Source organism: Microbacterium petrolearium, from assembly GCF_054782875.1.
This window is the reverse complement of record NZ_BAAGRQ010000014.1, coordinates 1-13,286: the sequence shown is the minus strand read 5'-3', so window position 1 is coordinate 13,286 and position 13,286 is coordinate 1. Positions and strand designations below refer to the sequence as shown.

The window sequence follows — 13,286 nt, the reverse complement described above, 5'->3', positions numbered from 1 at the left end:
ACCGCCTGCGGCCCGACCCCCGCTTGCCCGAGGCGGGGGTCGGGCCGCGCCGTCGCCCCCGGCCGTGCCGTCGCGGGGTCCGTCCCGCCTGCCGATATCGTGGCGGGGACAACAAACCCGGCGGGACGAGGTGGCGGATGGTCGAGCGCGCGATGAGCCTGGAGGGCGTGCGCCGCGCCAATCTCGGCGAGGTGCTGCGGCTCGTGCACCACGAGGGTGCCCGCTCCCGCGCGATACTCACCGCCGAGACGGGGCTGAACCGCTCCACGGTTTCCGACCTCGTCACGGCGCTCGCCGGCGCCGGCCTCGTCGAGGAGCGGGATCCGGACCCGACCCGGCGGGTGGGTCGGCCCTCGCCCATCGTGGCCCCGAGCGACGACGTCGTCGCGATCGCCGTCAACCCCGAGGTCGACGCGCTCGAGGTCGGCGCGGTCGCGCTCGGCGGCCGGGTGCGCGAGCGCGTCCGCGAGGAGGCCGGCGGACCCGCGGGCGTCGACGAGGTGGCGGCGGCCGTCGCCCGGATCGTGAGCGGATGGCGCGCCGGGGCGCTGCGCGGCGCGCGGATCGTGGGAATCGGCGTGGCCGTGCCCGGTCTCGTCCGCGCGGCGGACGGGATGGTCCGGCTCGCGCCCCACCTCGGATGGCGGGAGGCCGACGTCGCGGGACGGATCGAGGCCGCCACGGGGCTGCCGGTCGCCGTCGGCAACGACGCGTCACTGGGCGCGCGCGCCGAGCGGCTGTTCGGCGCCGCGCGCGACCACGGCGACGTCGTCTACCTGAACGGAGGCCCGTCCGGCATCGGCGGCGGCGTCGTGATGCAGGGCGTCGCGATGGGCGGCGCGGACGGCTACGCGGGGGAGTGGGGTCAGAGCCGCCCGAGCATCACGGAGGCCGCGGACCGCCGGGTGCCTCGCGGCGTCCTGGAGGACGAGGTGAACAGGGCGAGGCTGCTCGACGCGGCCGGTCTCGGCGTCGCCGACGACGAGGCACTCGCCCGCGCGCTCGCCGCGTCGGCAGATCCCGCCGTGGCGGCCGAGATCGCGCGGCAGCGGCGGGTCCTCGCGGCGACGCTCGCGAACGCCGTCAACGTGCTGAACCCCTCGGTGATCGTGCTGGGCGGCTTCCTCGCCATCCTGCGCGCGCACGATCCGGAGGGCCTGCTCGCGGCGGTGCGGGCGCAGGCGCTCGCGGCGCCCGCCGAGCGCGTCGAGATCCGCGCCGCCGCGCTCGGCGCCGACCGCCTGCTCATCGGCGCCGCCGAGGCCGCGTTCGACCCCCTCCTGGCCGACCCCCTCGGGTGAGGGGAGCTGCTTCTGGCGGACCGGTCAGCGCGGGACGACGGTGAGCGACCAGGCGGCCGAGGCCGATTCGCCGGGCTCGAGCGTGAACACGCCGTTGCCGGCGATGCCGCGGTCGAACAGGTTGAAGCCGTCGTTGGCGTTCGTCGCGGGCTCGAGCGCGAAGAAGTCCTTGTCCGGCGGTGCGAAGAGGATCCGCTGCGTGTACAGCGCGTCGGCCTCGTGCACGATGTCCAGCGCCTCGTACCGGATCAGCGACGCGCCGTCGTCGGAGAGGCCGGTGAGGTCGTCGTCGATGTGCACGTCGCCCAGGCTGCGCAGCTCGCGGAAGTCGACGCGGGGCTCGACGGGGACGGGGGCGTCGTGCGGGATGCACTCGACGAGCTCGAACATCTCGGCGGCGGGGATGCGCACGCGCACCTCCTCGGCGTCGCCGTCCATGCGGCGCACGAAGTACGGGTGGTGGCCGAAGCCGGCCGGCACGGGCTCCTCGGCCTCGTTGCGCAGCAGCGTGTCGACGACGAGCCGGTCGCCGTGCAGCTCGTAGGTGAGCTCGGACGAGAACCGCCACGGCCACTTCTGCGGGGGCACCCCCTCCGAGTCGAAGCCGAGACGCAGGCGCTCCGGCGTGCGCTCGAGCACCCGCCACGGGTGGTTCATGGCCACGCCGTGCAGGGCGTTGCGGTCCTTCTCGTTGCGGTCCAGCTCCCACGTCACGCCCGCGAACGAGAACAGGCCGCCGGCCACGCGATTGGACCACGGGATCAGCGGATAGCAGGCCGTCGCCGACGCGGCGGCGTCCGGCTCGGGCGTGGGGCGGAGCACGTCGCGCCACTGGCCGTCGTGCCGCACCTGTCCGAAGGCCACGGATCCGCCCGTCCCGGGCAGGATGCCCACGCGCCAGTGATCGTTCTCCAGCACGTCGATCGGATTCTCGCTCACGTCGATCCCTTCCGGCGCCGGCTGCCCTGCGCGGCCCCGGGGTCCATCCTCGCGCACGGTGCGGCGCCGTGGCTACGCTGAGGCGCATGCCCCGCACCCGGCCGCCGTCGATGAGCGATGTCGCGGCCGCCGCGGGCGTGTCGCATCAGACGGTCTCGCGCGTGCTGAACGGTCATGCGTACGTGCGGCAGGACACGCGCGAGCGGGTGCTCGCGGCGATCGAGACGCTCGGCTACCGCCGCAATCAGGCCGCGCGGGCGCTCGTGACGGCGCGCACCGGCGTGCTGGGCGTCATGACGGCGGGCACCACGCAGTTCGGCATCGCCAGCGCGGTCCTCGCGATCGAGCGCGCCGCGCGCGCGTCCGGCTTCTTCGTGTCGCTCGCCTCGCTCGCCGCGCCCGACTCCGAGGGCGCGGCCCGCGTGCTCGATCGGCTCATGGATCAGGGCGTCGACGGCGTGGTCGTGATCGCGCCGACGCGGGACATCGCGCTCCTGATCGACGGGATCGCGCTGCCCGTGCCCGTCGTCGTGGTGGCCGCGCGCGGCGACGCGCCCGGGGCCGGCGCGGCGCGGTACGTGTCCATCGACCAGCGCGCGGGCGCGGCGGCGGCCACGCGGCACCTGCGCGAGCGGGGCCACGAGCGCATCGCCCACGTGCAGGGCGAGGACGACTGGTTCGACGCGATCGAGCGCGCGGGCGGGTACGCCGACGCCATGCGCTCGGCCGGAGCGCCGCCGCGCATCCTGCGCGCCGGGGGATGGAGCGCGCGGCACGGGCACGCGGTCGGCGTGCGCCTGGCCGACGAGGTGCGCGACGGCGCGGTCACGGCGGTCTTCTGCGCCAACGACTACCTCGCCATCGGCGTGGTCCACGCGCTCGCCGAGGCCGGGCTGCGCGTGCCGGACGACGCGTCGGTCGTGGGCTTCGACGACATCGACGGATCCGCGCACCTCCTGCCGCCGCTCACCACGGTGCGGCAGCCGTTCGAGCGGCTCGCCGACGAGGTGGTGCGGGCCATCGCGGGCGGGGAGGACGGCCGCGGCGCCGTGGCGCCGGAGCTGATCGTCCGCGGCAGCACGGCGCCGCCGCCGGGTGCGGGTTCCGCGCGGCGTGTGTGAGCGCTAACATGTCCGGGAGCCGGCATCGGCGACGGATGCAGACGACGACGGGAAGCGAGCGATGACGCAGCGAACCATCACATCGGCGCGCGAGGCCATCCGGGAGGGACGCGCCTCGCTCGGCATCGAGCTCGGATCCACCCGCATCAAGGCGTGTCTCGTCGATGCCGACGGCCGCACGCTCGCCTCGGGCCACCACGCGTGGGACAACGAGCTGGCCGACGGCCTGTGGACCTACCGGCTCGACGACGCGCGCGCCGGTCTCCGGTCCGCGTACGCGGCGCTCGCGGCGGAGGTCGAGCGGGAGCACGGCGAGCGTCTCGAGCGGCTCGCGGCCGTGGGCGTGTCGGCCATGATGCACGGCTACCTCGCGTTCGACGCCGACGGCGAGCTGCTCGTCCCGTTCCGCACCTGGCGCAACGTCAACACGACGCGGGCGGCCGCGGCCCTCTCCGACGCGCTCGATGTGAACATCCCGCTGCGCTGGTCGATCGCCCACCTGAACCAGGCGGTGCTGGACGGTGAGGAGCACGTGGGGCGCATCGCGCACATCACGACCCTCGCGGGCCACGTGCACGAGCTGCTCACGGGCGAGCGGGTGCTCGGCATCGGCGACGCCTCGGGCATGTTCCCCGTCGATCCCGCGACGGGCGACTACGACGCGGAGCGGATGCGCACGGCCGACGCGCTGCTCGCCGACGCGGGCGCGCCGCACCTGCGGCTGGGCAGCGTGCTGCCGCCCGTGCGCCGCGCGGGGGAGCCGGCCGGCGCGCTCACGGCCGAGGGCGCCGCGCTGCTGGACGCCACCGGCGTGCTGCGCCCCGGCGCCGTCGCCGCGCCGCCCGAGGGCGACGCGGGCACCGGCATGGTCGCGACGAATGCCGTCGCCCCGCGCACGGGCAACGTGAGCGTGGGGACGAGCATCTTCGCGATGGTCGTGCTCGAGCGGCCCCTGGCGGGCCGCCACGCCGACATCGACCTTGTCGCGACGCCCTCGGGCGAGGCCGTGGCCATGGTGCACTGCAACAACGGCGTCAGCGAGCTGGGCGAGTGGGCGGGCGTCTTCCACGAGTTCGCCGGCCGCGTCGGCTCGTCCGCCACGCGAGACGAGGTGTTCGGCGCGCTGCTGGGCGGCGCCCTCGATGCCGGCGCGGACGACGGCATCCTCGCCTACAACCACCTCTCGGGCGAGCCGATCGCCGGGCTCGACGAGGGCCGCCCCATGATCGTGCGCACCCCCGAATCGCGCCTGACGCTGGCCGGCCTCATGCGCGCCCAGGTGCGCGGCGCGTTCGCGACCCTGAGCATGGGCATGCGCACGCTGGCCGGCGAGGGTGTGCGGATCGACGAGATCAGCGCGCACGGCGGCATGTTCCGCACGAAGGGCGCCGCGCAGCGGCTGCTCGCCGCCGCGCTGGGCGCGCCGGTGGCCGTCTCGGACACCGCGGGCGAGGGCGGCGCGTGGGGCATGGCGCTGCTCGCGCGGTACGCCGCCGAGGCCCGCCGCGGCGAGGTGCCGCCGCTGTCCGAGTGGCTCGCCGCCCGCGTGTTCGGCGAGATCGGCGCCGTGCGGGTGGAGCCGACCGAGGCGGACCGCACCGACCACGAGGCGTTCCTGTCGCGCTGGGAGGCGGGCCTTTCCGCCGAGCGCGCCGCCGCCGAGGCCATCCGCTGAAGGGAGAGCACATGCCCGCCGTGAACGAGGTGCCCGCAGGGATGCGCGCCGCGGTCGACGCCGCGAAGGAGAGGGTGGCGCGGCTGCACGCCGAGCTCATCCGCTGGGAGCTGGTCGTCTGGACGGCCGGCAACGTCTCCGAGCGGGTCAAGGGCGTGGACGGGGCCCCCGACCTGCTCGTCATCAAGCCGTCGGGGGTGTCGTACGACGAGCTCGACGCCGACGCCATGGTGGTCACCGACCTCGACGGCGAGCTCGTCGAAGGCGGCCGCAGCCCGTCGTCCGACACGGCCGCGCACGCCTACGTGTACGCCCACATGCCCGAGGTGAACGGCGTCGTGCACACGCACTCGACGTACGCGACGGCGTGGGCCGCGCGCGGCGAGGAGATCCCGTGCGTGCTCACGATGATGGGCGACGAGTTCGGCGGACCGATCCCCGTCGGGCCGCTCGCCGTGATCGGCGACGACTCGATCGGCCGCGGCATCGTCGAGACGCTGGCGGGCCACCGGTCCCGGGCCGTCCTGATGCGCAATCACGGTCCCTTCACGATCGGCCGCGATGCGAAGGAGGCGGTGAAGACCGCCGTCCTCCTCGAGGAGGTGGCGCGGACGGTGCACATCTCGCGTCAGCTGGGGGAGCCGATGGCCATCCCGCCGCAGATCGTCGACTCGCTCTTCGACCGCTACCAGAACGTCTACGGCCAGCGCTGAGGCGCCGCGCACACGAAGGAGAATCGCATGACGAAACCCTATGCCGACAAGGAGGTCTGGTTCCTCACGGGGAGCCAGGGCCTGTACGGGGAGGAGACGCTCCGTCAGGTCGCCGAGCAGTCGCGCGAGGTGGCGAGGGTGCTCGACGCGCACGAGGTCGTGCCGGCGCGCATCATCTGGAAGCCGGTCCTCACCGATCCGGCCGCCATCCGCCGCGCCATGCTCGACGCGAACGCCGACGACGCCGTGCTGGGCGTGGTGGCCTGGATGCACACGTTCAGCCCCGCGAAGATGTGGATCGCCGGGCTCGAGGAGCTGCGCAAGCCGCTGTTGCACCTGCACACGCAGGCGAACGTCGCGCTGCCGTGGGACACGATCGACTTCGACTTCATGAACCTGAACCAGGCCGCCCACGGCGACCGCGAGTTCGGGTACATCCAGAGCCGCCTGGGCCTCGCCCGCAAGACGGTGGTCGGGCACGTCAGCGACGAGCGCGTCGCGGGCGAGGTGGCCACGTGGATCCGCGCGGCGGCGGGCCTGGCCGCGGCCCGCGGCATGAAGGTGGCGCGCTTCGGCGACAACATGCGCTTCGTCGCCGTCACCGAGGGCGACAAGACCGAGGCCGAGATCCGCCTGGGCGTGCAGGTGAACACGTGGGGCGTGAACGAGCTCGTCGCGCGCGTCGAGGCCGCCACCGACGCCGAGGTCGACGCGCTCGTGGCCGAGTACGAGCGGCTGTACGACGTGGCCGACGAGCTGAAGCCCGGTGGCGCGCGCCACCAGTCGCTGCGCGACGCGGCGGCCATCGAGGCCGGCCTGCGGGCTTTCCTCACCGAGGGCGGCTTCGACGCGTTCACCGACAGCTTCGAGGACCTCGGCGCCCTGAAGCAGCTGCCGGGCATCGCCGTGCAACGGCTCATGGCCGAGGGATACGGCTTCGGCGCGGAGGGCGACTGGAAGACCGCCGTGCTCGTGCGCGTCGCCGCCGTCATGGGCGCGGGCCTGCCCGGCGGGGCGAGCCTCATGGAGGACTACACCTACGACCTCACGCCGGGCGAGGAGCTCATCCTCGGCGCCCACATGCTCGAGGTGTCGCCGTCGCTGACGACGACGCGGCCGCGTGCCGAGATCCACCCGCTCGGCATCGGAGGCAAGGACGACCCCGTGCGCCTCGTGTTCACGGCCGACCCGGGCCCCGCGCTCGTCGTCGCCCTCAGCGACATGCGCACGCGCTTCCGCCTCACCGCCAACGTCGTCGAGAACGTCGAGGCGCCCGATCTGCCCAAGCTCCCCGTCGGCCGGGCCGTGTGGCACCCGCAGCCGGACCTGCCCACGAGCGCCGCGTGCTGGATGGCCGCCGGCGCCGCCCACCACACCGTCATGACGACCGCGGTGGGCGTCGACGCGTTCCGCGACTTCGCGCAGATGGCGGGCATCGAGCTGCTCGTCATCGACGAGCACACGACGACGGCCGGCTTCCACAACGAGCTGAAGTGGAACCAGGTCTACCACCACATCGCGGAGGGGCTGTGAGCATGGCGGATGCCGGCGCCAACTGGGCGGGCAACATCGCGTACCGGGCGCAGCGCGTGCTGCGCCCGGGGTCGCTCGACGAGCTGCGCGACGCGCTCGCCGGCGCCGACCGCGTGCGCGTCGTGGGCACGCGCCACTCCTTCAACGACATCGCCGACACCGACGGAGTGCAGGTGTCACTGGAGGGCATGCCCCGCGAGATCGAGCCGCTCGACGGCGGGGTGCGCGTGTCGGCGGGCCTGCGGTACGGCGACATCGCGCCCGTGCTGCACGCGCGCGGCCGGGCGCTGGCGAACCTCGCCTCGCTGCCGCACATCTCGATCGCCGGATCGGTGGCCACGGGCACGCACGGGTCGGGGAACGGCCTGCGCAGCCTGTCCGCGGCGGTGCGGGCGCTCACGCTCGTGACGGCCGACGGCCAGATCGTCGAGCTGCGCCGCGGTGATGCCGACTTCCCCGGCGCCGTCGTGTCGCTCGGCGCGCTCGGCGTCGTCACGAGCCTCGAGCTCGACACCGAGCCGGCGTACGAGGTGGTGCAGCAGGTGTTCGACGGGCCCCGTTGGGACGACGTCCTGGCGCGCCTCGACGAGGTCACCGCGCTGGGCGACAGCGTGAGCGTGTTCACCACGTGGGCCGATCCGGACGTCGCGCAGCAGCTGTGGGTGAAGCGGCGCGTGCCCTCGGGCGGCCTCGCGCCGCTCGACGGCGAGGTGCCGGCGGCGGTGGGAGCCGTGCCCGCCGACGGGCCCCGCCACCCCGTCCCGGGCGCCGACGCCGCGGCGTGCAGTACCCAGGGCGGCGTGCCCGGCGCCTGGTTCGAGCGCCTGCCGCACTTCCGCCTCGAGTTCACGCCCTCGGCCGGCGACGAGCTGCAGAGCGAGTACCTCGTGGCGCGCGAGCAGGCGGTCGCCGCGATCGAGGCGCTGCGCGGCATCGCCCCGACGGTCGCGCCCGCGCTGCACGTGTGCGAGGTGCGCACGGTGGCGGGCGACGACCTGTGGCTGAGCCCGTCGGGCGGGCGCGATTCCGTGGCGCTGCACTTCACGTGGCGCAGCGACGAGGCCGCGGCCCGGCGCGCCGTGGCGGCGGTCGAGGGCGCGCTGGTTCCGTTCGACGCGCGACCGCACTGGGGCAAGATCTTCGGCACGGATCCGGCCGACATCGCCCGCCGCTACCCGCGCTGGCAGGACTTCCGCGCGCTGCGCGAGCGGATGGATCCGCGGGGCGTCTTCCGCAACGGCTTCCTGGAGCGACTCGGGCTCTGAGTCGCGCGCGCCCTCGGGCGCGGCGCCCTCACCCGCGGCGCAGCCAGCCGCGGGCGTGGAGGTAGCGCAGGAACTCGTACTTCTCGCGGATGAGCCCGGCGAACTGGTTGCGGGTGTCGGGGATGAACAGGAACGTCGCGCGCGAGCGGCGCAGCGTCCAGCCGTTCAGGTGCGCGGCGACGTAGCTGAGCCAGACGTCCTCGACGAAGCGGAAGCGATCGGGGCACGCGAACAGCCGCTCGTCGAGGAACACCGCGGTGTCGATGATCATGCCGCACGTGCCGAGGTACTGCGCCCGGTGCCCGCGGCGCACCGGCAGGCGCAGCCAGTAGTGCGGCGGCAACGGGAAGCGGTAGGCCCACCAGCCGCTCGCGCTGCGGGGCCGCGCCTCGGCGTGCAGCGTGGCGATCGCCCGCGGGCCGAACAGCTGATCGTCGTCGACGAACACGACGTAGGGGTGGGCGGGCGCGAGCTCGCGCGCCAGGTGGAAGCGGCCGAAGCCGCCGATGTTCTCGTCGTGGTGGTGGAACCGCACGGTCAGCGGGCTCGCCTCCGCCGCGCGCTCCAGCTCGCCCGCGATGGCCGGATTGTTGTTCCACACGTGCAGCTCGACGCGGACCCCCGTCTGCGCCTCGAGCGCGCGCAGCGTGCGGGGGAAGTACTCCGGGCGACGCCACGTGCACATGACGACGGGGACGGTGGGGACCGAGTCGCTCACGGTCGCAAGGATAGCGGGGCGGATCCGGAGGGCGGATCAGCGCAGCGGCGCGCGCTGGGCGATGCGGGTGACGATCTCGCTCGTGGAGTGCGCGGGGATGAAGTCGAGGATCCGCACCGTTTCCCCGTACGCCCGCACGACGGCGGTCTCCTCGAGCATCTCGGGCACGTAGTCGCCGCCCTTCGCGTAGATGTCGGGCCGCAGGTCGGCCAGCAGCGCCGAGGGTGAGTCCTCGCGGAAGACGGTGACGTAGTCCACGCTCTCGAGCGCCTCGAGCACGCGCGCCCGGTCCTCCACGGGGGTGACCGGGCGGCCGGGTCCCTTGAGTCGGCGCACCGACGCGTCGTCGTTGAGCGCCACGACGAGCACGTCGCCGAGCTCCTTGGCCTGCCGCAGATGCGCGGTGTGGCCCAGGTGCAGCAGGTCGAAGCAGCCGTTCGTGAAGACCACGGTGCGGCCGCGCTCTCGCTCGCGCGCGAGGGCGGCGCGCAGGGCGTCGTGGTCGAGCGTGCCCGGCACCCCGGTGGCGGGCGTGTGCACGTCCGCCAGCGCGCACACGGCGGTGCCGGGGCGCGAGACGACCACGTCGGCGGCCCGCTGGGCGAAGTCGGCGGCCTCGGCGGGCGCGGCGCCCACGGCGAGCGCGTCGGCCGCGGCCGCCACGAACGTGTCGCCCGCCCCCGCGGCCTGGTGCTCGGGCGCGGGGCGCGCGCGGGTGCGGTGCGTCGCCGCCCCGGTCCCGCCGGCCCCGCGCTCGAGCAGCACGGTGCCGTCGCGATCCAGCGTCACGATCGCGCGCTCGGCGCCCGCCGCGTCGAGCACCTCGGTCGCCGCGGCGGCCACGTCCTCGGCGCGCGCCGGCCCTCGGGCAGGGCCCGCCCCAGCAGCACCGCCGCCTCAGCCGCGTTGGGGGTGACGAGATCGGGCCGCAGCGGGGCCCAGCGCGCGATGTCGTGCGCGTCGACGACGATCCGGGCCCGCGGGCGCCGCTCGGCCAGCCGCCGCGCGAGCTCGTCTCCCAGCAGCCCGCCGTCGTAGTCGCAGACGACGAGCGTCTCGTCGGGCTCGGGCGCGATCGCGGCCAGCAGCCGGTCGGTGTCCGCCCGCGCCGGGCGGGCGCGGTCCACGCGCACAAGGATCTGGTCGTCGCCGACCACGCGCGTCTTGCACGCCGTCGGCCGGCCGCCGTCGACGAGGAGCCCGGCCGTGTCGACGCCCGCCGCCGCGAGCCGATCCCGCAGGGCCGCGCCCTCCGCATCGTCGCCGACCTCGGCCACGACGCGCACGCGCGCCCCGAGGGCGGCGAGATTGGCCGCCGTGTTGCCCGCCCCGCCGGGGCAGTCCACCTGCTCGGCCTCCTGCACCACCGGCACGGGCGCCTCGCGGCTGAGCCGCCGGACCCCGCCGCGCAGCCAGCGGTCCAGGATGACGTCGCCCACCACGAGCACCCGTGGCGCCGCGGCGCCGACGTGGCGGACGATCCCGCTGAAGTCCCTCATGCCCACTCCCGTACCCGATCCGCCCGCCCCCTACACGTCTGCGCCGCGATCCCTTGCCGGCGCGAGGACCGCTTCGGAACGTTTGCGCGCGGGCGCCGCGGGGAACAGATCGGCAGAGGACACAGACCGACCGCGACAGGGGAGCGCGAGTGAGGACGACGCGGATGCCCGCCGAGGCGCCGCCGGCCGACGGCCGATTCGACGAGGTGCTGAAGATCGCCGTGCTGCGCGGCGGCGGTCTGGGTGACCTGCTGTTCGCCCTGCCGGCGCTGGATGCGCTGGCCGAGGCGTACCCGGAGGCCGAGATCGTGCTGCTGGGCACGCCGATGCACGCCGCGCTGCTGCGCGGCCGGCCGGGCCCGGTCGCGCGCGTGGAGGTGCTGCCGAAGACCAGGGGGGTGCACGGGGGCGAGCATGAGGGCGACCCGCGCGCCACGGGCGCGTTCATGCGACGGATGCGGGCCGAGGGCTTCGACCTCGCCTGCCAGATGCACGGCGGCGGGCGGTACTCGAACCCCTTCCTCCTCGCGCTCGGCGCGCGGCACACCGTGGGCACCGCGCCGCCGGACGCCGCGCCGCTCGAGCGCACGCTGCCGTACGTGTACTACCAGCACGAGGTGGTGCGCCGGCTCGAGACGGTCGCGCTCGCCGGGGCGCCGTCCGTGGGCCCCGAGCCGACGCTGGCGGTGACGCCGGCGGAGCGGCGGCGCGGCCGCGAGCTGACGGGCGCGGGACCCGGGCCGCTCGTCGTCATCCACCCCGGGGCGACGGACCCCCGGCGCCGGTGGCCGGCCGAGCGGTTCGCCGACATCGCACTGCGGTGCGCGGCGGACGGCATGCGGGTGGTCCTCGTCGGCGAGGGCGACGACGCCGATCTCGCCGACGCGATCGCCCGGCGCGCGGCCCGCGCCGCGGGGGATTCCGTGCGATCGCTGGCGGGCCGCCTCGCGCTGGGCGAGCTGGCGGGGGTGCTCGCCGTCGCCGACGCGTTCGTGGGCAATGACAGCGGCCCGCGCCACCTCGCGCAGGCGGTGGGCACGCCCACCGCGAGTGTCTACTGGGTGGGGAACCTCATCAACGCGGGCCCGCTCACGCGCGCCTCCCATCGGGTGCAGCTGTCGTGGACCACGCACTGCCCGGTGTGCGGGCGGGACGCGACCCAGGTGGGCTGGACCGCGCCCCGCTGCGAGCACGACGTCTCGTTCGTCGACGACGTGCCCGTCGACGCCGTCTACGACGACGTGCGGGCGCTGCTCGAGGGCGCGCCGGTCACGGCCACGACGGCTCCTCCTCGGGGCACATGACGAGCTCGCGGATCTCCACCCCCGCGGGCTGACGCAGCGCGAACACGATCGCGTCGGCCACGTGCGCGGGGTCGATCAGCGCGGCGTCGGGACCGGGCTTGTACTGCTCGTCGCGCCCGTCGAAGAATCGCGTGCGCATGCCGGCGGGGAACACGGTCGTCACGCCCAGCTGCCCCTTCGTCTCGGCCGCCAGCGAGCGCGAGAAGCCGAGCACGCCGAACTTCGAGGCCGAATAGGCGGTGGCGTCGCCGAACGCGCGCAGCGCGAGCGACGACGCGATCGTGACGACGCGGCCGTGCGAGGCCTTCAGTGCCGGCAGCGCCGCGCGCACGACCGCCGCCGTGCCGAGCAGGTTCACGGCCACGATCCGCTCCCACGCCTCGCCCGGCAGGCCGTCGAGCGGGGCGGGCCGGTCCACGCCGGCGGCGGTGACGACGGCGTCGAGGCCGCCGAAGCGCTCGGCGAGCTCCGCCACGAGCGACTCGGTCGCGCGGGTGTCCGACACGTCGGCCGCGAACGCGTCGGGCACCTCGGCGCCCGACACATCGAGGTCGAGCACGAGCGGGCGCCCTCCGGCGTCGCGCACGGCGCGGGCGACGGCGGCGCCGAGGCCCGAGGCGCCGCCGGTGACGATGACGTTTCCGAGGGTGCGATCAGCGGTCATGATTCTCCTTCGCTTCGGGAGGACGGATGCGGATGGGGGGACGGGGCGATCCGCGTCAGCCGACGCGGGCGAGCGCGCCGGCCAGCCGCGTGGTCGAGCGGCCGGGGTGGTACGGCACCGTGACGGTGCGACCGCCCCACTCGGCGATCACCGCCGTCTCGGGCAGGTCGTCGGCGGCGTAGTCGCCGCCCTTGACCCAGATGTCGGGGCGGATGCGCCGCAGCGCCTCGACGGGCGTGCTCTCGTCGAACACGACGACGGCATCGACGCACTCGAGCGCGAGCAGCAGGTCGCGGCGGTCGGGCTCGGCCATGATGGGGCGCTCCGGCCCCTTGAGGCGCCGCACGGAGTCGTCGCTGTTGAGGCACACGATGAGGCAGTCGCCGAGCGCCCGCGCGGCCGCGAGGGTGCGGGCGTGGCCGGCGTGCAGCAGGTCGAAGCAGCCGCCGGTCGCGACGACGGTGCCGCCGCGCGCCCGCACGGCGGCCGCCGCCGCGAGCGCATCCGACGCGCCGCCCAGCGGCAGGGCCTCGGCGGGCGCATCCAGCGCCGCC

General features: G+C 75.3%; 13 protein-coding genes. 7 read left to right on the top strand and 6 right to left on the bottom strand.

The features are described from left to right. Positions 1 to 137: 137 nt before the first annotated feature. Positions 138 to 1,301, top strand: a complete 1,164-nt coding sequence (locus tag ACYVJ0_RS10985) for an ROK family transcriptional regulator (protein WP_460817834.1) — start codon at positions 138 to 140, stop codon at positions 1,299 to 1,301. Between the two features lie 24 nt (positions 1,302 to 1,325). Here the strand turns inward: ACYVJ0_RS10985 and ACYVJ0_RS10980 are convergent, their stop codons facing one another. Continuing rightward, the gene (locus ACYVJ0_RS10980; protein WP_460817832.1) at positions 1,326 to 2,240 is read right to left on the bottom strand and encodes an aldose epimerase family protein; all 915 of its coding nucleotides are present in this window, start codon (positions 2,238 to 2,240) and stop codon (positions 1,326 to 1,328) included. An 86-nt stretch (positions 2,241 to 2,326) separates the two neighbouring features. Between ACYVJ0_RS10980 and ACYVJ0_RS10975 the strand changes: the two genes are divergently transcribed. The 5 genes from ACYVJ0_RS10975 to ACYVJ0_RS10955 all read left to right on the top strand — a co-directional run bounded on the left by ACYVJ0_RS10975 (position 2,327) and on the right by ACYVJ0_RS10955 (position 8,547). Then, positions 2,327 to 3,361, top strand: a complete 1,035-nt coding sequence (locus ACYVJ0_RS10975) for a LacI family DNA-binding transcriptional regulator (protein WP_449854751.1) — start codon at positions 2,327 to 2,329, stop codon at positions 3,359 to 3,361. A gap of 61 nt (positions 3,362 to 3,422) precedes the next feature. Further along, positions 3,423 to 5,036, top strand: a complete 1,614-nt coding sequence (locus tag ACYVJ0_RS10970) for an FGGY-family carbohydrate kinase (RefSeq protein ID WP_460817830.1) — start codon at positions 3,423 to 3,425, stop codon at positions 5,034 to 5,036. 11 nt (positions 5,037 to 5,047) lie between these two features. Continuing rightward, on the top strand, positions 5,048 to 5,749 hold the full coding sequence (locus tag ACYVJ0_RS10965; RefSeq protein WP_460817828.1) for an L-ribulose-5-phosphate 4-epimerase: 702 nt from the start codon (positions 5,048 to 5,050) through the stop codon (positions 5,747 to 5,749). Between the two features lie 27 nt (positions 5,750 to 5,776). Further along, complete coding sequence (gene araA, locus ACYVJ0_RS10960; RefSeq protein ID WP_460817826.1) at positions 5,777 to 7,282, top strand: L-arabinose isomerase; 1,506 nt, start codon at positions 5,777 to 5,779, stop codon at positions 7,280 to 7,282. 2 nt (positions 7,283 to 7,284) lie between these two features. Next, complete coding sequence (locus tag ACYVJ0_RS10955) at positions 7,285 to 8,547, top strand: D-arabinono-1,4-lactone oxidase (protein ID WP_460817825.1); 1,263 nt, start codon at positions 7,285 to 7,287, stop codon at positions 8,545 to 8,547. A gap of 28 nt (positions 8,548 to 8,575) precedes the next feature. Here ACYVJ0_RS10955 and ACYVJ0_RS10950 read toward each other — a convergent pair whose 3' ends face one another. Genes ACYVJ0_RS10950 through ACYVJ0_RS10940 form a run of 3 tightly spaced genes read right to left on the bottom strand, consistent with a single transcriptional unit; the run spans position 8,576 to position 10,764 of the window. Further along, a complete protein-coding gene (locus ACYVJ0_RS10950; protein ID WP_449854746.1) occupies positions 8,576 to 9,265 on the bottom strand; it encodes a glycosyltransferase family 2 protein in 690 nt (229 codons plus the stop codon). A 36-nt stretch (positions 9,266 to 9,301) separates the two neighbouring features. Then, positions 9,302 to 10,108, bottom strand: coding sequence for a D-glycero-beta-D-manno-heptose 1-phosphate adenylyltransferase (gene rfaE2, locus ACYVJ0_RS10945; protein ID WP_460817822.1), 807 nt, complete (start codon positions 10,106 to 10,108; stop codon positions 9,302 to 9,304). Beyond that, a complete protein-coding gene (locus tag ACYVJ0_RS10940; RefSeq protein WP_460817820.1) occupies positions 10,051 to 10,764 on the bottom strand; it encodes a bifunctional heptose 7-phosphate kinase/heptose 1-phosphate adenyltransferase in 714 nt (237 codons plus the stop codon). The genes rfaE2 (ACYVJ0_RS10945) and ACYVJ0_RS10940 overlap by 58 nt, the downstream gene beginning before the upstream one ends. Before the next feature lie 149 nt (positions 10,765 to 10,913). On the opposite strand from ACYVJ0_RS10940, the gene ACYVJ0_RS10935 reads away from it, so the two are divergent. After that, positions 10,914 to 12,068, top strand: coding sequence for a glycosyltransferase family 9 protein (locus ACYVJ0_RS10935; protein ID WP_460817818.1), 1,155 nt, complete (start codon positions 10,914 to 10,916; stop codon positions 12,066 to 12,068). Here the strand turns inward: ACYVJ0_RS10935 and ACYVJ0_RS10930 are convergent. Both ACYVJ0_RS10930 and rfaE2 (ACYVJ0_RS10925) read right to left on the bottom strand, forming a co-directional pair. Continuing rightward, a complete protein-coding gene (locus tag ACYVJ0_RS10930; protein WP_460817816.1) occupies positions 12,034 to 12,732 on the bottom strand; it encodes an SDR family oxidoreductase in 699 nt (232 codons plus the stop codon). The genes ACYVJ0_RS10935 and ACYVJ0_RS10930 overlap by 35 nt on opposite strands. Before the next feature lie 55 nt (positions 12,733 to 12,787). Continuing rightward, the coding region (gene rfaE2, locus ACYVJ0_RS10925; RefSeq protein ID WP_460817814.1) for a D-glycero-beta-D-manno-heptose 1-phosphate adenylyltransferase at positions 12,788 to 13,286 on the bottom strand (499 nt) is incomplete at its 5' end.

Coding starts and splice junctions, on each gene's coding strand:
- ACYVJ0_RS10955 (WP_460817825.1), top strand. CDS start 7,285: ATGGCGGATGCCGGCGCCAACTGGGCGGGCAACATCGCGTACCGGGCG.
- ACYVJ0_RS10970 (WP_460817830.1), top strand. CDS start 3,423: ATGACGCAGCGAACCATCACATCGGCGCGCGAGGCCATCCGGGAGGGA.
- ACYVJ0_RS10930 (WP_460817816.1), bottom strand. CDS start 12,732: ATGACCGCTGATCGCACCCTCGGAAACGTCATCGTCACCGGCGGCGCC.
- ACYVJ0_RS10965 (WP_460817828.1), top strand. CDS start 5,048: ATGCCCGCCGTGAACGAGGTGCCCGCAGGGATGCGCGCCGCGGTCGAC.
- ACYVJ0_RS10940 (WP_460817820.1), bottom strand. CDS start 10,764: ATGAGGGACTTCAGCGGGATCGTCCGCCACGTCGGCGCCGCGGCGCCA.
- araA (WP_460817826.1), top strand. CDS start 5,777: ATGACGAAACCCTATGCCGACAAGGAGGTCTGGTTCCTCACGGGGAGC.
- ACYVJ0_RS10975 (WP_449854751.1), top strand. CDS start 2,327: ATGCCCCGCACCCGGCCGCCGTCGATGAGCGATGTCGCGGCCGCCGCG.
- ACYVJ0_RS10985 (WP_460817834.1), top strand. CDS start 138: ATGGTCGAGCGCGCGATGAGCCTGGAGGGCGTGCGCCGCGCCAATCTC.